Origin of the sequence: Oceanobacillus chungangensis, from assembly GCF_003369565.1 — a bacterium.
Lineage (GTDB): Bacteria > Bacillota > Bacilli > Bacillales > Amphibacillaceae > Oceanobacillus > Oceanobacillus chungangensis.
This window is the reverse complement of the sequence record NZ_PIOD01000001.1, coordinates 26,266-45,281: the sequence shown is the minus strand read 5'-3', so window position 1 is coordinate 45,281 and position 19,016 is coordinate 26,266. Positions and strand designations below refer to the sequence as shown.

Sequence of the window (19,016 nt, the reverse complement as noted above, 5' to 3'; positions counted from 1 at the left end):
TCCCCTTACTTTGACTTTACTCTGAATAGTGGCTGGCCGTATTCGACAAGCTCACCGTCTTCAACTAGTATCTCAACGATTTCACCTTTTACTTCAGCTTCAATTTCATTGAATAGCTTCATCGCTTCTACGATACATACTACTGTGTCATTATCTACACTACTGCCTTGTGAAACGAACTTTTCACTTTCAGGAGATGCTTTAGCATAAAATGTACCTACCATCGGGGAAACAATTTCATAATCATAATTTGCTTTTGCAGTATTATCTGTAGCTGCTACATTTACCGGTTCTTCATTTATTTCTTGAACCGGAGCTTCAACTCTTACACTTTCTTGTTTAACAGGAGCAGGTACATTGCTTACAAGCCCACTAACGATGGCTTGCTTATCTGATTCTTTCTTGATTGTAATTGTTGTTCCTTCTGCTTCATATGTGAATTCACTAATAGATGATTGATCAACTAAATTTATTAATTCACGGATTTCTTCTACTTTCAACATAATTGCCACCTCATTTATTCGATTTAAAATAGGAATATTTGAAAACTATGCTGCCACCAGGATTTTACGTGACAACCTTAGTCTTTCTATACAGTGAGAAAGTTTTTTAAACTCCCTTTTCTGCCAAATTATTATTAGGTACTAATAACTCCTTCTAACATTTTAAAGAAAATATTGGATTTCTTCAAGAACAAAGTATTCAAAAGCATTGATTCCTTTGTTCTTTTAAAGTTCTTTTATTCAGAAATCATCTTTGTTAAGCCCCAGAATCTTAACAATAAATTCAGCTTTTCTTAAGAGCATATATAAATCTTGAACAGTGCTCCTAGAAATTATACCAGTGTTGAGGCTGTAATGCGAATTGAAGTTGAAAAAATAAAGTTCATATACTGTAAACTAGCATAAGTTTATAAGCACTCTCTGGCTGACTTGGATTGTGCGTTTACTATCATTTATCAAATCATTATAAGATGAGTGATATTTTGCTCTCTAATGATTGTTGACTGTATCGGAGGACAGATGGATATTGAGGGAATAAAAACTGCTGCTGAAGACCGTTTCAAAGCGGTTTCCTTCCTATTGGAGTAGACTGTGCATTACCTAAGGTGTACGACTGTACCGAGCATAAATCAACTTACGTCTAGTCCGTAGTTTATATCCACTATGAAAAAAATTAAATAAAAAATCCAGATGTTTGATTACACCTGGATTTTTAGTTTACTTTTATACTTATTCTTGTTCAGTCGATGGCTGGAAATTAACCTCTGTAGTTACCTCATCGCCAAACTCGTCTCTCGCCATTTGCATAATATTATCTGCTTCTGTAGCCGATAATTCATCAACTTGGACATGAACATGTACTTTATCATTATCTACTCGAACAAGAACATCTTCGTATTCGGCATTGCTTAAAATAGTTTTCTCCAATATTTTCTCTTTAGATGTTATTGAACTTAGTACATCAATATCTTCCTTTGCTTGGTTTTTCTCACTTACACTGGAGCTGCTCGCTGCAAGCACATCATTTAGTCTCTCGATCTTCATACTTCTTTCATCGCTTACTTCCATGCGAATCGTTGTAAAAAGCTCGTCCTCACTTGAACTCTCAATACCAGTTACTTCAGTCTCACCATTATCTTCTGTTGTATTAGAATCAGTTGCAACAGATTGATCTTGCTCTGGCTGTCCATCATCAATGAATGCCAAATTATCATTGTTACTACCACCAAGAATGTAATAGACACTTAGCACAATCATCAAACTGAGCATTGTCAATAACCAAACCGTTTGTTTTTTTAACATAAAAAATCCTCCTCCTAGCTCTTTGGCATTACAGAAACTCTATGTGTTGGGACATCAAGTACACGTGATACTGCTTCAACTATCCAGCTTTTTACTGTAGCATGGTCTGCTCCCTTTGCTACAACAAAAACACCACTAACCTTTGGGCGTTCTGTTTTCACTAATAGTGGAACCTCTCGATCACCTTGTCTTACGAAGACAATTTGTGATTCTTCGGTATGATCCTCCACCTTTCTTGTCCCGCCATTTCGATCGTTTTCATCTGTCGATTGTTCACCAATGATTAAGTTTTTCTCATAGATATTTACTTTAGTTGATTCAAGATTCACCATGACCTCTGCATCTGTAACTCCTTGAATCTTATTCAACATTCCCTCAAGGTCTTGTTCATAATTTTTTTCTAATTCTGCGACATCTGAGGTTAATGGTGATTCCTCCGGATTTGATACTTCGACTTCTTCATGCTGCGGATTATTGATTGCTGGATCAAACTCTACCCCCATTTCCTCTTTGGCAGGTGAAAAGAAATTGCTCAAAATAATAATCATTAATCCAATTAAACCTAAGACAATGATATAACCTGTTTTTTTGGAAATCGGATGATTACTTCCAGTTGTGTCTTTAGGACGAAAGAAGTTCTTAAATATTTGTTTCAAGATGACCCTCCCTCCCAATTTAGTATGATTTCCTTGTCATTAAGCTCCCATATATCTTCAAGCATCTTGATTATTTCTTGTTCATTTATCCTTTCTTCAATTTCTACTGGGTTATCGGTATTTATTACCACATCTTCAACGACATTCACAGCTCCCTCCCCATTCTCTAATTCTGATAAATGTACAATGACTTCATTTAGATTCTCGTAGGTCTTTTCTTGATTCGATGTGAAGAGGAATTCTATGTTAGTTATCTCTAGCTGAAATTCCTTATTAAGAGAATCATTTGCTAATTCCTTTAATTGGACAGCCATTTGTTCTAAAATATATGCATCTTGAGTGGTTTCTATCTCATTTTTTTGAAATTTTATTAAATTTTCAAGAGAATCATCCTTCATTTCACCATTGATTGCTGATTGAATTGAGGATTCAACAGCTTTCTCTATGTCAATATTGAATAAGTAAAAGATAGGCTTTAATAGGATTAGAATTAGGATTAATCCGATAACTAATTTAATATATTTCTTCATACTTGTTGCAGGAATCAATAAGTCAATAATTGTTGCTAGAATAATAAACAAAATTATTTGTGTAACCCAGTCAATGAGTATCTCCATTGTAACCATCCTATCGTAAGAGCAGCGTAATATTACTAGCAATTACTATGATTACAATTGCTAGTAGAAACATCAGCGATACTGCTAATAAGCAAGCAAGAATATACAAAATATAGTTACTAATCGTATTTAATGTTTTGATCACTGGTCCATCACCAATCGGTTGCAAAATCGCGGCAACAATCTTATAAATAAGTGCAATTGCCATTACTTTAATTGCCGGGAATAATGCAAAGAAGAGAATAATGATTAATCCAACAATACCTACAGCATTTTTTAACAGCAATGATGCGCTTAAGATTGTATCCGCAGCATCTGTAAAGGTACGGCCTACAACCGGTATAAAGTTTCCAGTTATAAACTTTGCCGTTTTCATTGCAAGACCATCTTGAATTGCACTTGTTGCACCTTGTACTGACATCACACCTAAGAATATCGTCAAAAACACACCAAGCGTACCGACACCAACATTTTTAAATAATTTTGCAAGATGGGTTACTTTGTAATTTTCGCTTAAGCTACTGACAATTACTAATAATGCAGATATAAATAGTAATGGTAAAATAAAGTGAGAGGTTATGACACCACTCATGTTAATGAGCAGAATAATAATTGGATGAAAAAAAGAAACGGATACAATGTTTCCGAACGATGCCATTAGTCCTAGTAAAAGCGGTATGAGTGAAATCATGAAGCTGCTCATCGTTGATATTGCTTCTACAACATAACTAACAGCAACGTAAAAACTATTTAATGCAATGAATATTAGAACAACATAGACTACAAAATACGCTATTTTACTTACCATGCTTTGTTCGAAGGCAGCATGCATCGTCTGCAAGATAATTGAAAATAAAGTAAGCATTAATAATGTTCCTAGTAGCTTTCCATTGAGGATCAATTCATGGAATAAGTATTCAATTAAACCTAAAGCTGTATCTTTAATTGAAAAGGATTCTTGATTTTTAATCATTTCATATATTGAAGTTTTCTCTAAATCAGGTAAATAATTTCCATATTCATCCACGACTTCACTCCAATAATCTTGAATACTATCTAAGGAGATTTCTTCGAGCAGTGCATCTTCTACTTCATTTGATGACGGACTAGCATGAACACTTGCTTGTCCACTGAAGAGAAAAAGGAATATTAGTAGGAATGCAACAGCAATTTTATTAGATTTCATTCATCCTCATATCTCCCTTCAGATGAATCCCTTTTTGCTAAATTTAACTAGCTGGCAAGAAGCTGATAATCGCCTCTATTACAGCAGTAATAATCGGCACTGCTAGTAAGAGGATAAAAATTTTCCCGGCGAGCTCAATATTTTTAGCTACAGCCCCGAGTCCAGCTTCTTTCGTTAAACTTGCACCAAGCTCAGCAATATACGCAATCCCTATAATCTTTAAGATGGTTTCTAAATACATTCCTTGAACATTCGCCTTCTGCCCAAGTGTATGAATTAATTGAAAAATAACTCCAATTTGATTGATGATGGACATAAATATAATAATCCCTGTAATGAGGATTAAAATAAATGCAAATGAAGCATTAATTTGCTTTAGAATAATGTAAAGAATGCTTGCAATTATTCCGAGAATCACAATTTGTAATATATCCATGTTTATTACCCCTAGAATAGAAATACCGATTTAATTTGCTGAAACAAATCAGAAAGTCCATTAATCACAATTATGAGAACAATAATAAATCCGATTAATGTTGCAAATTGCGCAATCTCTTCTTTTCCCATTTGCTTTAATATTGTATGAATCAATGCGACGATAATGCCAATCCCTGCAATTTGAAATAATATAGAGGCGTCAAAAAACATGAATACCCCCCTTTCACATTAGAAAACTTGGCATTTGGCAAGCTTTATTGCAAATGCATTAGTTGCACTTATGCAGCGAAGGAATTTATACTTTCCTACCTGCCTAAATAAGCAGTAATACGATAAATATGCCACATAATATGCCAATACTCTTAGCCAATTTACTGTACTTATATTGTTCATCTCTTGCATCCTCGAGTTCTCGATCAAGGTGGGTTAAGGTTAATTGGATATATTTCTGCTGCTGGTAAAAATCATGTTGTCCTAAGGTTCTCCCGAATTGTATGAGTATTTCTCTTTCATTCGTACCTAAGCTCGAAATCCTTATTAACTCATTTACTTGTTTCTCCCATAATATATGAAAATCGATATATTCATCCTTCATGTATTTTCCAAGTGAATCAAAGAAGGTCCTTAATGGGTTTGGTAATTGTTTCGCTATGGAAGAAAAGGCATCTTGTAATGGTAATTGACTGTAAATAATTTCTGCCTCTAGTATTTGCAATGCATTTTTAAGCTGGCGGATATGTTTCGGCCGCTGTGTTAGTTTATTGCTCCATTCAAACCCCATCCATGTAGTTGTACCGATGAAAAGAAGTGCTCCTATCCACTTCATTCGCGAAATACCTCGATTTCTTTAAAATATTTATCTCATTTTCATCGTAGATTCGTTGTACTTGTGCAGGTCTATTTTTTCTTTCTAATAAAATCATACGTTGAAAGACATTTTGTTCAAAAAGAATTTGTAATGATGGTCGCTTTTTTAACTCGTCCAAGTCTTGACCATGAATAGAGCAGACTATTGTTACACCTGCATTAATCGCCTCTATTAGCGCTGCAATATCTTCTTTACTCCCGATTTCATCCACGATTAGTACATCTGGTGACATGGAGCGAATCATCATCATTAATCCTTCTGCTTTCGGGCATGCATCGAGCACATCGGTGCGTAATCCAATATCATGCTGGGGAACACCTCTAATTGAAGCGGCGATTTCCGATCTTTCATCGATGACTCCTACCTTCTTTGCCTCTACCTTTTTCCAGCCAGTAGCAATTAATCTTGTAATGTCACGAATTAACGTCGTTTTCCCTGTTTGTGGTGGACCGATGATTAACGTATTTAAATAATTACGTTCATACATATATGGGAGTAATGAAATTGCTGCACCGATTTTTTCCTTAGCAATCCGGATATTAAAGAAGGTGATGTGTTGAATTGCTTTAACTGAGCCCTTTAATGTATTTACTTTTCCAGCAATCCCAACACGATGGCCACCCTCAATTGTAATATAACCCTCTCTAAGCTCATCCTCCATGCGATATAAGGAAAATGCACTTAGTTGATTGACGATAAATAATCCATCCTGTTGATTTGGTCGTTCATTTCCAATCCACTCCGTCTTCATATCAAAGCTAAGCTCCATTGGTTTATCAATACGTATCCGAATTTCTTGAAGTATATTCCAACGATTTTTAACTTTCTTCTCGACAGCTTGTCTAATCTTAGGTGGAAATAAGCGTAAAATTTCTTCCATCTAGATTCCTCATTTCGTTCTTGTAGCTTAATAATAATTGTATGTCTGCCATCTTAGATTATGACGTTCAACAAATAATTTTGAACAGGTTGAAATCACAAGCGTATAGTTTGCGCTCTACTCGGGATGGCGCAAACTTACTCGAACATTCCTAAGTTGAATATAAAGGGAGCGCTTTTGGAGCTTATGCAAATAACGAGGATTTGTATTTTGGTGAATAAAGCCTCGGTCATTTTCATCACTGTAGCTGAGTGGAACTCTCTTGTTGCTTAAATGGGGAATGAAGGCATAAAAAAACAGTCCTAGCTAAAATACTAGGACTGTTTTACTATCATATATCAAATTATTTATGCTCTAGAAACATATTTACCATCAGAAGTATTTATTACAAGTACATCACCCTTATTAACGAAAAATGGTACTTGTACGACATGCCCAGTTTCTACTGTAGCTGGTTTTGAACCACCACTAGCAGTATCCCCTTTAATTCCTGGTTCTGTTTCAATAACTTCTAATTCAACTGAATTTGGAAGATCTACACCAAGAATTTCACCCTCATAAGAAATCACATGGACTTCCATGTTTTCTTTCATAAATTTAAGTTGTTCTTCGATTTGTGATTCTGGAATTTCGATTTGCTCATATGTGGCTGTATCCATAAATGCATGCGCACTTCCTGAAGCATATAAATATTGCATTTTTTTATTCTCAATATGTGCTTTTCCTACTTTTTCGCCACCACGGAAAGTTTTCTCTTGAATATTGCCATTTCTAAGATTACGAAGTTTAGAGCGAACAAACGCAGCACCTTTTCCTGGTTTAACATGCTGGAATTCAAGGACCTGCCAAATACCGTTATCTACTTCAATTGTTAATCCTGTCTTAAAATCGTTTACTGAAATCATTGCTTATTTCCTCCTAGACATAAAGTGAAACTTCCATCAGTGAGGTCTCTATGTCCCCCACTGGTGGTTAGTTAAATTGAATCTGACATCTACTGTCAATAATATGCGGGATAAACTATAGTTGTATTAATTCTTTAGATGAAAATGTCAATCGTTCATTCCCATTTTCTGTAATGACAAGATCATCCTCAATTCTGCATCCGCCAACACCAGCGATGTAAATACCTGGTTCTACTGTTACAATCATACCAGTTTTTAATGTCACATCTGAACGGCTTGATAAAGCTGGTCCTTCATGCACTTCAAGACCAATCCCGTGGCCGGTTGAATGACCGAAATATTGTCCAAAGCCTTTTTCCGTAATATAGTCTCTCGTTAAGGCATCTGCTTCTTTTCCTGTTATACCCGGTTTAATTCCTTTTATTCCTTGAATATTCGCCTCTAAAACGGTATCATATATCGTCCTCAGCTTATTACTTATTTCACCAACTGCAACAGTTCTTGTTATATCGGAGCAGTAACCTTCATAAATTGCACCATAATCCAAAGTTACTAATTCACCAGATTGAATTTCTTTGCTGGATGCAACTCCATGCGGCAAAGCAGACCGTAGACCTGAAGCAACAATAGTGTCAAAGCTTGATGCAGTTGCACCTTGCTTGCGCATGAAGAATTCAAGTTCATTCGAAATTTCTATTTCTCTTACACCTGGTTTAATAAATGACTGGATATGCTCAAACGCATCATCAGCAATTTCTGCAGCTTTCTTTAAAAGCGCTAATTCATCATTATCTTTAATTAAACGGATTTCTTCAAGAATGCCGCTTACAGGAATAAGCTCAACATCAAATTCCTTCTGATAGGATTCAAATTGACTGTATGTAACATAGTCTTTCTCAAAGCCGACTCTCTTAACATTCATTTCATTTAGTTGAGCTTTGATTTCTACATTAATTCCTTGCTTATGTTCGATTATTTTATACCCTTGTGCCTGGGCAGTAGCCTGTTCTGTATACCTGAAATCGGTTATAAAACGATTATCTGCTTTCGAAACAATTGCAACACCAGATGTTCCAGTGAATCCAGTAATATACCTTCGATTAATTGGACTTTCGATAATAATCGCATCAAGTTCATTTGCTTCTAGGGCTTTTCTTAATTTCTCTAATTTATCCATCTTTACTTCCCCTTTCCAAACAGCTTCTCATCCCATTACACTCAGTTCATCTATTTTATCATAAATCATATCATATGAATATTAATTTTTAACTGATTTAATCTGTTAATAGAATAGTTGAGCATTGCGTTTGTTTAATGATGTAGTTGCCTTTCTGAATCATGATAATTATAAGAAATTGTATATCCAATAAATGTCCCGTATAATATAAATAAACTAATTGTAGAAAGGATTGTATTCGGCGTTAATTCAGTAAGTCGTGGAACATTTGTAAATACTGGTTGCAGTAAATAAAAGACAATCCCCCAAAGAATGATTCCAAATATAACCCCCATCCACATTGAGTAGATCTTTTTACATAATACGAAATAAATAAGGGCTACAATAATGGAAAGTAAACCGATAATACCAATTGATAAAACATTGCCAAGCCAGCCTTCTGTCCATTCTAATCGGAGCCATGGTCTTAGTATAAAGGTTCTTGGTGATAGCTCAGTGAAATTAAAATAAGAAATGATAACCCCTACTAAACTCCAGAACAGACCACCAACAAATCCAGTCAAAATCGTGCTAGGTAAAAGTGATTCCTTTTGTTGATTTTTCTCTACATGTTTATTTTCAACCATAATATCCACCTCAGGGATATTATTGACCATTTATTCGAATATCAACCAAACAGCTTTTTTACTAAAAATTCTAACTATAAATCGTGATCTAGATACCTAGTAAAGTTTGTATAAAAGCTTTATAATTATAATAATATACTTGAATAAATTATGTAATGCAGGAAATAATTTGTAATACACGGGTACACAAAAATGTTTAATAAATTTAGCTATAAAACTTCTTACTTAGTGGTATACATTTATTAAATGTGTGTAGATATATCATTTGTGTGGAAAGGTGGACAAAAGATGGTTCGTAAAACAATTTCAATCTTGACTTTTCTCATTATTAGTTTAGCAGCGGTGGGGTTAGTTTCAAAGCTTTTTACTGATACAGCGAACTTTCTCTTCACAATATTAATTGTGATTGGAAGTAGTGCTGCAATATTTGCAGTATTTTATTTTGTCTTTCTCAGAAATAGAACACCTTCTAACGATATGAAAAAATATAAAAAGGCTGTCAGACAGTCAAAAGCAAAATATAAGTCTGATAATATACGAAATACAAAGGTATTGACTAAAAAACAGCCCGATCTCATAAGAAAAAAAAGAAACAAACGTACTGCAACGCATTTAAGAGTTATTGAAGGGAATAAATCAAAAAGAAAAGATCGTGCTTCTCTGTAAGAGCAGCAGATCTTTTCTTTTTCAATTTAGTTCGGCCAATGTTTCAAAAAATTATCTGCATTGATTTTACCTGATTGATATAACTTCTCCTTCGTATCTTGAGAAATATGAAAATTTACTGCTCCGACATCATCCACTGGTATAAATAATATGTTATTTAGCTGTGATTTCGATATATACCGTGCATCATGCGCTTGCTTCATTGTTGTAAAAAGCGCATGGAACATATCATATGCATTGTTTATTTCTGCAGGCTGATTCAATTTTTCAAGTTTACTAGTAAATTTCACTCCAAGTACGGGACGATTAATTTGACCATCCCCATTTTCAAAAATCCATAAAGGGAAATTACTTAGCAAACCTCCATCAATAATAATACTTTTCTTATTCGTTTTACCGGGGAGTTTTTTTGGCATGAAAAAATAGGGGAATCCTGCACTCATTCTTACAGCCTTAGAAATTGGAAAATGGTTCGGATTAATTCCATACACTCGATTTAAATCGTCAGGTATCACGATTAGCTTACCGAGTGAAAGGTCACTTACTACAACTTTCAGATATCCGTTTTTAATATCATTAAATGTGTAAAGGCCTTTTTCTGCTAACAGATCATAGAGCCAGTTTTCAAGGCGATCCCCTTTATTAATTCCCAGCTGAAAATATAATAGCAACCATTTACTCATTGGTAGATATTTCGTAAATTTTGGTGGGTCTATAAACTGCTTCAAATCAAGTTCACTTATCGTAGTTGTTAACTCTTCTAACGTATAATTAGCTGCAACTAAGGATGCTACAATTGCACCAGCAGATGTTCCGGCAACACGCTCTAAAATAAGTTTGTTTTCCTCAATACTTTTAAGCACTCCTATATAAGCGTAAGCTTTTACTCCACCACCAGAAAAGACGGCATCAATTTTCATGCACTCTCTCCCCTTTTGCTTTTATACTAATTTTAAGCAAAAGTAAATAAATTAGAACTCGCAAAATTTAGAGTACGAATGGCAAAAAAACTTACCGTTAAACATTTACTTTTTCTAACATGTGTACTAATTTCTATTCATCTTCTGGACTTGTTTTAAATCTTCTACCCGGTCTTCATTTGTTTGAAAATACTTCACAAGGTCACCAATCCGATCAATTGAATTCCAACTTAAATGATGTTCAATTCCTTCTACATCCTCGTAAATGTTTTCATTTTCCACACCAATTATTTTAAGAAACTCTTCTAATAATTCATGTCTGAAAACTAATCTTTCGCCGACTTTCTTACCTTTTTCAGTTAAAACAAAACCACGATATTTTTCATAAACAACATACTCGTCTTTATCTAATTTTTGAATCATTTTTGTTACTGAGGAGGGATGAACCATTAATGCTTCTGCGATATCAGAAACACGAGCATATCCTTTTTTGTCAATTAAATTATAAATTTGTTCAATATAGTCTTCCATACTAGGTGTTGGCATGTAAGTACCTCAATTCATAGAATAATTTTTAGTTGGTGCAAAATTGTTTCTTATTTAAGGATACCTTAATAGTGTTTGTTTAACAAGTAATGACAAATGAGCCAATCGATTCGATTAGCACATTAAATTGTTGCTTTGAATTATAGTTTGATCAAAAATACCTCACAAACCCACATCTCCCGTTGAATTTAAAGAACCCGTTTTGAAAAAAAGAGTGATCAAAACGGGGTCTTTATTTGTGATATATTAAACATCCTTTGTAAAAAAGTTTGATAACTTTCCGAGATCCTATCTTCAATAACGCGCCCGTTTGCATAGAATTAAAGCGAATACAGTTCTATTATTTTGTCTATGGGTAATTTACCCGGATCACTCATATCAACAAAATAAGGCAACTGCCATTTTTGAGTTTTCATCGCTTGCTCACTAGTCGGTTTATCCCACCTAGAATAAACTCTTATTGCCATTTTTCCCTTTGTTGAATTAGACCGAAGAATATTCTGTTTGAAAAGAACTTCTTTTGGAAAAATAAACTGTCCAAACTCACTATCATTTTTAAAAGTAGTTATAACTAATAATTCAGGTGCTTCCTCATATGTAAAGGCTTGGTTTTTATTATTTCCATCTTTTTCCAAAAATGCAACAAACTGCCCTACTTTGGTGGAGGTTATATTTGCAACTCTTAAACGAACTGTTCTCGAAGATAATCGAAATGTACCAGCACCATACTTAGAATTTTGCTTTTCTTCTTGAACCGACTTTACAGTTAAGTCATTGGGTTCGTAAATCATTTTATTTACATAATTTAATGCTGTATAAAAATCTTTCATTATTCCACCCCCTCAAATTTCCAACAATCGGGTCCGTTTGCAGAACAAAGATTAATTCATTTAAAGCTGACTATTACATCTTTTTTTAGTATAATATTTTCTGCCTCTTACTTATATATTCAAGAAAGATTTTATTTTTTAAAAAATTCTTGGTTCTACCGCACATGATTCCTTCAATTTATCAAACCTCACGCAAGTATCTTCTTCCAACATTTGGTCTATAACTATGCAACAACGTCGATTTCGAAACTCTTGGACTGTATCTGTAACTTCATTAACTAACTTGTTAGTCTATGGCATGTTTCCAAATAACTTGTTATTGCGAGGTGAATATGTTTAATCGTTCGCTAAATAATGTACCTGTAATTCTTACTAGCTTTTCTAATGCTATTAATTCTCGATAAAATTGCTTTATCTATTGGTAATATTGAGTAACATTTGGGGCATCATACCGAAGAGGTTACTTTTTTAATAAAAAAGTTTGATCATTTTCTGAAATCCAATCTTTAACAAAAGCAACTGATGCTTGAGGGTCGTTCCATAATAATTACCAAAGGGTATTATTTACCAGTTCTTATTTTAACAAAGCTAATTAGATAGCTCATCCATTTATTGAATTCATTAACTGAAAGAAGAATTCAGGTTTATGAGTCTTATTCAGGTTATACCATGAATGTAATGTATCTTGTGTAAATACATCTATTTTTTTTAGTACTTCCATCGCAAATTCCAGAGGCGCTACTCCTGATGCAGTAACTAAATTCGCATCAGATACCGCAGGCCCAATCTCATAAAATTTTTCTCCTTTATAATTAGGACATACCATTTTAATATACTCTAAGTCATTACTTGTATGCTTTCTAGAATCTAGGTATCCCATGTTTGCGAGACCCTCAGTTGCACCACAAATTGCAGCAACAATAGTGCCAAGCTTTAAAGATTGGCCAATTCTTTCCAAGATTGGTTGATGAATATCTTCTCTCCAAGTAGTCCCACCCGGTAAGATTAAAAGATCTTTCCCCTCAAAAGTACATTCACCAAGAGAAGTATCTGGTTTTATGCTCAGACCTCCCATCGTAGTAATGATTTCTTTATTAGCTCCTACTGTGACTACTTTTAAAGGTGCTAAGTCCCTTTTGAAATATCTTCCTGAGTTTAGTTCAGCAATTAAATAACCATATTCCCAGTCTGACATTGTATTAAATACATAAAGATAAACATTTTTTGTTTGCATATAATAACACTCCAATCACAATTGATATATCCTATTATAATAAAACTTCCCTGACAACTACCGTCAGGGAAGTTTTCATACTTGATAAAATTTTATTAAATCAGTCAAAACTTCAACAAGTCTTTCCTTTAGACTTATTGGCTCAATAACTTGAATAGATTTACCATAAGCTAAAAGTAAATAAGGTACAAATGTATTTAGCATATCTTTTTCAAGAAGAAATACTGCTTGATTTAAAGACCGGTCTTGTAAATAATGTCCTAAAAACCAATGTTGGCAAATATCATCTAACGTCCTTGTATCCCCATTAATAACTAAAGAAGTAATTCTTTCATAATCTTCTATAGTTGGAAGAAGGTTTTTCAAAAAGAAGCCACTTGCTGAAAAATTTTCTGCCCGATTAAATTTATTTTCCGTTAGCACTAGACTTTTAATTCGGTCTACTCTAAAACTACGAATCTCATTCCTAAGATGACAAAATCCAATCACATACCACTTATTATTCCAATAGATAATTCTATACGGGTCGAGCAATCTATACTTTAATTGCTTTTCGCCACTCTTAGGGTAATGAATTTTAACTGAGTACCCGCCAGTGACGGACATCTCCAACTCCTTCAATAAAGGGACCAGAGAGGGGGAACTTAATCGACTTATTACTTCAAGACTATTAAAATGTTTGTTTATCTTTGATTCTTGCTCTTGATTTGGATATTTGCTAAGTTTTGAAATAGCCCTATTTAGTGCTTCACCTCCATAATATCCGGCCTCTTCTGCAAAAACAGCAGCATGAAATAGTGAGGTTTGCTCCTCAAAATCAAAAAAAAGAGGAGCTTCAATAAAATTGTTCATTAAAGTGTATCCACCGTTATGACCTGTGTCTGAAATTATTGGTACACCACTTGTTGAAAGTGTATCAATATAACGATACACGGTCCTTATATTCATCTCCAACTTTTCTGAGATTTGTTTTGCAGTAATTTTTTTACCTGAACTTAGCATCCATAGAACTGCTAGTATATTGTCAATTTTAGGCATATAATTCCACCTCTATATTGATTTTATTACCAAGTTACTAATTAGCAACAAGGAATTTTTACTGTATTCACATTTAATCATAACTTATTTCCTTAAATTAGCTCTTGTTAGGTTTAAGTATAATTCTTCACAATTGATATCTAATATTTTAGTAAAACCTATTAACTGTATTATTCCACGATCTTTTACGGAACAAAGATTAGTACAATTAGGGCAGACACCTTGAAATCTATATTATTTATTCATATATCTGTCTGCCTCTTTCTTATATATTCTTCTAAATAAGGAAATAGTGTCACACCGCTTCCTAATGGGAGATATACCTCTTTATCAAAAGTAGATGTAACAGTACGTATGCTTTCTTCTGATTTTAACAATCGTTGAAGAAGTGCCATCGCTAAGTCCTCTAAATGCCGTCCATTCGTTCTAGGATCTGTTGGATGTTTAATACCTAACTCATCTGCAATGACAGTTGTGTCTTCCAACGGAAATAAATAACAAAATCCGAGTATTCAGTTAAATAAAAGTAATTTCGTTCCAAATCGGACAAGTATTCGTGTTGCCTTTATAATCTGAGCCAATCCCAGAGCCACGACCTTCTTTAATCCATTTATTTATTTTAGATGTTCTAGTTCTTTCAGACATAAAAAAACACCCCTTAAGATAATAATATCCAAAGAGGTATTTCTTCGCAATTTTTATAATCATCGTGACCTTTTTATAAACATCACAACTTTATTTCAAAACTACATAAATTCATATTCTTATACGCTTAAAGTCCACATTTTAATTGTGCACCACAACTAGTGCAAGTATTGCAACCTCCGATATCCTCAACACTTCCCTCACGACATACTGGGCAGGTGTCTCCGACTTCATTTCCAATATTGACATTCGTATTGCCTAATTCTTGAATTGTATCCATTAAAACAACTTTCGGCTTTTCATCGTCTTTAAATAATTCTGTTTGTTCGCCAAATACGTTTTCTTCTGCTTTCAAAGTTAATACTTGGGAGTCACGACTACCATCAACATAAACAGTACCACCTTTAGCACCGCCACTATATAACCGTTGGTACACACTTTCAACTTGATCTACTGTGAATCCTTTTGGTGCATTTACCGTTTTGGAAATAGAGCTGTCAACCCAGTGTTGAATGACACATTGTGTATCCGCATGTGCTTCAGGTGTAAGATCCATTGAAGCAACGAACCAATTAGGTAATTGATCCGGATTAGCATCTGGGTTTTTGTCTAGATATTCCTGAACAATATCTGCCTTGACTTCAATGAATTTACCAAGTCTTCCACTTCTATAATAAGAGAAGGAAAAGTATGGCTCTAATCCGGTAGAGACGCCGACCATCGTACCCGTGCTTCCTGTTGGAGCAACCGTTAATAAATGAGAGTTTCGAATACCATATTTAATAATATCATTTCGAATATCATTTGGCATTTTCTTCATATAGCCTGTATTTATAAATGCTTCTCTCAATGCTGCTGTCTCTTCATCTGTTTCACCGACTAAAAATGGGAAACTGCCTTTTTCCTTTGCGAGCTCAATCGACGTACGATAGGCAGTTGTTGCGATAGTTTCAAATATCTTATCTACAAGCTCATTCCCTTCTTTCGAACCGTAAATTGTTTCACAATAAATTAATAAATCGTGAAGTCCCATTACACCTAAGCCAACTCTTCGTTCGCCAAGTGCCTGTTTCTTATTTTCTTCAAGAAAATACGGTGTAGCATCGATTACATTATCCTGAATGCGAACACCTGTTCTAACTGTTTGAATCATCTTGTCATAGTCTACCGTTTTTGTTTCCTTATTAGCCATCTCAGCAAGATTCACTGCTGCAAGATTACATACTGAAAATGGCGCGAGCGGCTGCTCTCCACATGGATTCGTTGCAACTACTTGCTGTCCGTATGCTTTTGCATTCGTCATATCATTTGCGTTATCGATAAAAAAGATTCCAGGTTCGGCTGAGTAGGTTGCACAAATATTGATTAGTTTCCATAACTCCTTTGCTCTAATGTGACGATATACTCTAACACCGTATCCTAATTCTTCCCATTTACGTACATCGCCGACCTCATGCCAATTTTCATTATATGTCTTCATTTCTTCTTCTGTATAGTTTTCAACATCAGGAAAACGAAGGTCATACCAATCATCATTTTCAACAGCATCCATAAATTCCTTTGTAATACAAACAGAAATATTTGCCCCTGTTAAAAATTCTGGATTGTGTACTGAATATGTTCCACCATTTCTTAATTTATCCTCAGCTTCATAAATTGCAGCTTCTGGGAATCCGCCTAGACCTGGCATTGATTTGTAATTAACAACACCTTGATACAAATCTTCTTCCGTATTGGTCAGTGGCGTAAATTTCAATTTTTCTTCTGCCATTTTTCTTATTTGACTATCATTTGTGTTTTCAATCAAATAACGAAGTATTCTAGGATTTTGCATTTTAGAAATAATAAATTCAATAATGTCCGGGTGGGAATCTATGAGCATTATCATTTGTGCCAATTCGTTACGTTGATTCGTTAAATCAACTCTCTAAGTCACCTTAGAGTTCAGACCATATCTTACACTTTAGAGTGCCCTCGCGCTTCGGGATCACTTGATCCCTACTCTACTCGCTTCCACTATAAATATAGTGTGTTTTCGATGGTCGTTGAACCTTCTCCCTCTAAGGAGCTTGGCTGCTGATAGTCTTTATCCACTTGCTGTTTTTAAGCATTCACGCCTACCGTTTCCAGTTACGTTGTAGCCAGCAAGTCATGTTTGATGCGTTTAACATGATTAAGATTATTAATAATGTCATACTCCAAAACGGACAGTTTGATATCCATCTTTAAGAACTATCTCACTTTACGAGATAATTTAAATCCCCAAAGATTACATTTTTGGATTTGTTTTGCATCATATAGTTTCAATGTTATTCATCTCAAGCTTATAATAAAAAATAAAAGTAAACTTGGATGCTCTCGAACATTTGCTACTATAAAGATTTTCCAGCAATTCACGAGGTTTATTTATAGACGAAGCACTATGCTAATTTACCACGTCTTGAACCACCTTGCTCTACTAGATGAGTAAGTTTAGCAATATCATCTAACCATGAGACAGATCCAGATGATTTTCCATTCACCCCTCTTGCCAGTGTATTTCTAGGTCGCAGTGTAGAACCATTCGTACCTACTCCACCACCTCGACTCATAATTTCCATTACCTGTTTACGATGATCAGAAATTCCTTCACGTGAGTCTTTTACATATGGCATTACATAGCAATTAAAGTAAGTTACATCGGTTTTTGCTCCAGCGCCATAAAGTACACGCCCTGCTGGGATGAAATTTAAATTTGACAGTTCTTCATTAAAAATCTGGAACCATTTTTCTTGATTTTCTTTCGTCTGTTCAACAGTAGCAAGTCCTGTTGCATTTCGCTTTGCAATTTGCTCATAATACACTTCTAAAGGTTTATCGATAACATCTAATGACCGTTTAACAATTCCAGTAGCAGCCTCTGTATCGTCATCTAAGACTGAAACAAACTCTGAATCGACTGCGATATCTGCCAGATTGTTTTCCCAATCAATTGATTCAACAAAACCTAATCCTCTCGCTGGAAATTTAGGATCAGCTTTTACCGTTAGAACAACGAAATCACCTGTTTTTAAGGTTTTCTTTGCCGTATCTTTAAAGGCATATCTGTCTAGCATTACTAAACGAGAAACCCCTTTATGGGTAATGTTCATATTTTCTGTAATAGGGTGTACAGCTTCAAATTGTTTAATGTCCTCGTTTAAGGAATCAATATTAATCTTATTGTTCCGTTCGACAATTGTTGTCATTCAATCGCTCCTCTAGTAAAATATAAAATATCTAGTATAACAATACCACAATCAGTGACAATCAAACAATATATTGTGTTATCTTATTTATTTTTAACTACATATTGTATATTGAAGGGTAAAACACCTTATTTGTCAATATCAAACTTAAAACGACTTATGTAGAAGGCTGTAAGCAATCATAGGAATGTTATGTACAAATCGCTTACTTAACTATTTTAGAAATTGACAAGAAATTCACGATTACCTTCGTATCAAATACCTCTGTACTAAAAATAATGAAATAAACTTTGAAAAAAATAGAGAACCGCCATATAATAGAATAGAACATATGTGAAAGACGGGGGAAATATTATGGCATTTTTAATTATTTTAGTAGTTGTACTCCTTGCGTTCGGGCTGTTTAGATTTTACAGACAACGCACATTCTTAAAAGTATTAACGGAGGAACAATTCGTTGAAGGATATCGTAAAGCACAGCTTATTGATGTAAGAGAGCCTCAAGAATTTGATGGCGGTCATATTCTTGGTGCTAGAAATATTCCTGTGACTCAAATGCGTCAACGTCTAGTTGAATTGCGTAAAGATAAACCAGTATATCTCTATTGTCAAGGCAGTACAAGATCGGCACGTGCTGCACACTTATTGCACAAAAAGGGCTTCCAGGAAATCTACCAGCTAAAAGGTGGTTTCAAGAAATGGACCGGAAAAATTAAGCGTAAGTAGTTAATGAATTGCAGAAAGAAATTCTT

At 34.5% G+C, this 19,016-nt stretch carries 19 protein-coding genes and 3 pseudogenes; 2 read left to right on the top strand and 20 right to left on the bottom strand.

Annotated elements, in window-relative coordinates; genetic code table 11:
- Positions 1–5: 5 nt before the first annotated feature.
- The 12 genes from accB to CWR45_RS00225 form a co-directional block, all read right to left on the bottom strand.
- Complete coding sequence (gene accB / locus CWR45_RS00280) at positions 6–503, bottom strand: acetyl-CoA carboxylase biotin carboxyl carrier protein (protein ID WP_115747795.1); 498 nt, start codon at positions 501–503, stop codon at positions 6–8.
- Positions 504–1,232: 729 nt separating this feature from the next.
- The gene (locus CWR45_RS00275; RefSeq protein ID WP_115747794.1) at positions 1,233–1,805 is read right to left on the bottom strand and encodes a SpoIIIAH-like family protein; all 573 of its coding nucleotides are present in this window, start codon (positions 1,803–1,805) and stop codon (positions 1,233–1,235) included.
- Between the two features lie 14 nt (positions 1,806–1,819).
- Complete coding sequence (gene spoIIIAG / locus CWR45_RS00270) at positions 1,820–2,461, bottom strand: stage III sporulation protein AG (RefSeq protein WP_115747793.1); 642 nt, start codon at positions 2,459–2,461, stop codon at positions 1,820–1,822.
- Positions 2,458–3,078 (bottom strand): stage III sporulation protein AF, encoded by a 621-nt coding sequence (gene spoIIIAF / locus CWR45_RS00265; protein WP_115747792.1) that lies wholly within the window; start codon positions 3,076–3,078, stop codon positions 2,458–2,460. The genes spoIIIAG and spoIIIAF overlap by 4 nt, the downstream gene beginning before the upstream one ends.
- Before the next feature lie 10 nt (positions 3,079–3,088).
- Positions 3,089–4,264 (bottom strand): stage III sporulation protein AE, encoded by a 1,176-nt coding sequence (gene spoIIIAE, locus CWR45_RS00260; RefSeq protein ID WP_115747791.1) that lies wholly within the window; start codon positions 4,262–4,264, stop codon positions 3,089–3,091.
- Between the two features lie 43 nt (positions 4,265–4,307).
- A complete protein-coding gene (spoIIIAD, locus tag CWR45_RS00255; RefSeq protein WP_115747790.1) occupies positions 4,308–4,700 on the bottom strand; it encodes a stage III sporulation protein AD in 393 nt (130 codons plus the stop codon).
- A gap of 11 nt (positions 4,701–4,711) precedes the next feature.
- Positions 4,712–4,912, bottom strand: coding sequence for a stage III sporulation protein AC (gene spoIIIAC / locus CWR45_RS00250; protein ID WP_115747789.1), 201 nt, complete (start codon positions 4,910–4,912; stop codon positions 4,712–4,714).
- 103 nt (positions 4,913–5,015) lie between these two features.
- Positions 5,016–5,528, bottom strand: a complete 513-nt coding sequence (gene spoIIIAB, locus CWR45_RS00245; RefSeq protein WP_115747788.1) for a stage III sporulation protein SpoIIIAB — start codon at positions 5,526–5,528, stop codon at positions 5,016–5,018.
- Positions 5,473–6,450: a stage III sporulation protein AA gene (gene spoIIIAA / locus CWR45_RS00240; RefSeq protein WP_115747787.1), complete on the bottom strand. Its 978-nt coding sequence runs from the start codon at positions 6,448–6,450 to the stop codon at positions 5,473–5,475. Before spoIIIAA ends, spoIIIAB begins: the two co-directional genes overlap by 56 nt.
- 347 nt (positions 6,451–6,797) lie before the next feature.
- Positions 6,798–7,355 (bottom strand): elongation factor P, encoded by a 558-nt coding sequence (gene efp, locus CWR45_RS00235; protein ID WP_115747786.1) that lies wholly within the window; start codon positions 7,353–7,355, stop codon positions 6,798–6,800.
- Positions 7,356–7,470: 115 nt separating this feature from the next.
- The gene (locus tag CWR45_RS00230; RefSeq protein ID WP_115747785.1) at positions 7,471–8,532 is read right to left on the bottom strand and encodes a M24 family metallopeptidase; all 1,062 of its coding nucleotides are present in this window, start codon (positions 8,530–8,532) and stop codon (positions 7,471–7,473) included.
- Positions 8,533–8,666: 134 nt separating this feature from the next.
- Positions 8,667–9,158 carry a YqhR family membrane protein gene (locus CWR45_RS00225; RefSeq protein WP_115747784.1) on the bottom strand — a complete coding sequence of 164 codons (492 nt, stop codon included), beginning with the start codon at positions 9,156–9,158 and terminating at the stop codon, positions 8,667–8,669.
- A gap of 288 nt (positions 9,159–9,446) precedes the next feature.
- Between CWR45_RS00225 and CWR45_RS00220 the strand changes: the two genes are divergently transcribed.
- Complete coding sequence (locus CWR45_RS00220; RefSeq protein ID WP_115747783.1) at positions 9,447–9,824, top strand: SA1362 family protein; 378 nt, start codon at positions 9,447–9,449, stop codon at positions 9,822–9,824.
- A gap of 26 nt (positions 9,825–9,850) precedes the next feature.
- Here the strand turns inward: CWR45_RS00220 and CWR45_RS00215 are convergent, their stop codons facing one another.
- The 8 genes and pseudogenes from CWR45_RS00215 to CWR45_RS00180 form a co-directional block, all read right to left on the bottom strand.
- Positions 9,851–10,744 (bottom strand): patatin-like phospholipase family protein, encoded by an 894-nt coding sequence (locus CWR45_RS00215; RefSeq protein ID WP_115747782.1) that lies wholly within the window; start codon positions 10,742–10,744, stop codon positions 9,851–9,853.
- Positions 10,745–10,870: 126 nt separating this feature from the next.
- Positions 10,871–11,290 carry a transcriptional regulator MntR gene (gene mntR / locus CWR45_RS00210; RefSeq protein WP_115747781.1) on the bottom strand — a complete coding sequence of 140 codons (420 nt, stop codon included), beginning with the start codon at positions 11,288–11,290 and terminating at the stop codon, positions 10,871–10,873.
- Between the two features lie 320 nt (positions 11,291–11,610).
- Complete coding sequence (locus CWR45_RS00205; protein WP_115747780.1) at positions 11,611–12,120, bottom strand: MepB family protein; 510 nt, start codon at positions 12,118–12,120, stop codon at positions 11,611–11,613.
- A 601-nt stretch (positions 12,121–12,721) separates the two neighbouring features.
- Positions 12,722–13,354, bottom strand: a complete 633-nt coding sequence (locus CWR45_RS00200) for a type 1 glutamine amidotransferase family protein (protein WP_115747779.1) — start codon at positions 13,352–13,354, stop codon at positions 12,722–12,724.
- A 75-nt stretch (positions 13,355–13,429) separates the two neighbouring features.
- Complete coding sequence (locus CWR45_RS00195) at positions 13,430–14,392, bottom strand: helix-turn-helix transcriptional regulator (protein WP_115747778.1); 963 nt, start codon at positions 14,390–14,392, stop codon at positions 13,430–13,432.
- Between the two features lie 242 nt (positions 14,393–14,634).
- A pseudogene (locus CWR45_RS20010) lies at positions 14,635–15,037 on the bottom strand (hypothetical protein).
- A 127-nt stretch (positions 15,038–15,164) separates the two neighbouring features.
- Positions 15,165–16,931: pseudogene (locus CWR45_RS00185) on the bottom strand (vitamin B12-dependent ribonucleotide reductase); the annotation flags it as partial.
- Between the two features lie 538 nt (positions 16,932–17,469).
- Positions 17,470–18,264, bottom strand: a pseudogene (locus tag CWR45_RS00180) (ribonucleotide reductase N-terminal alpha domain-containing protein); the annotation flags it as partial.
- A 354-nt stretch (positions 18,265–18,618) separates the two neighbouring features.
- On the opposite strand from CWR45_RS00180, the gene CWR45_RS00175 reads away from it, so the two are divergent.
- Positions 18,619–18,990 (top strand): rhodanese-like domain-containing protein, encoded by a 372-nt coding sequence (locus tag CWR45_RS00175; RefSeq protein ID WP_115747776.1) that lies wholly within the window; start codon positions 18,619–18,621, stop codon positions 18,988–18,990.
- The last annotated feature ends 26 nt before the right edge of the window (positions 18,991–19,016 follow it).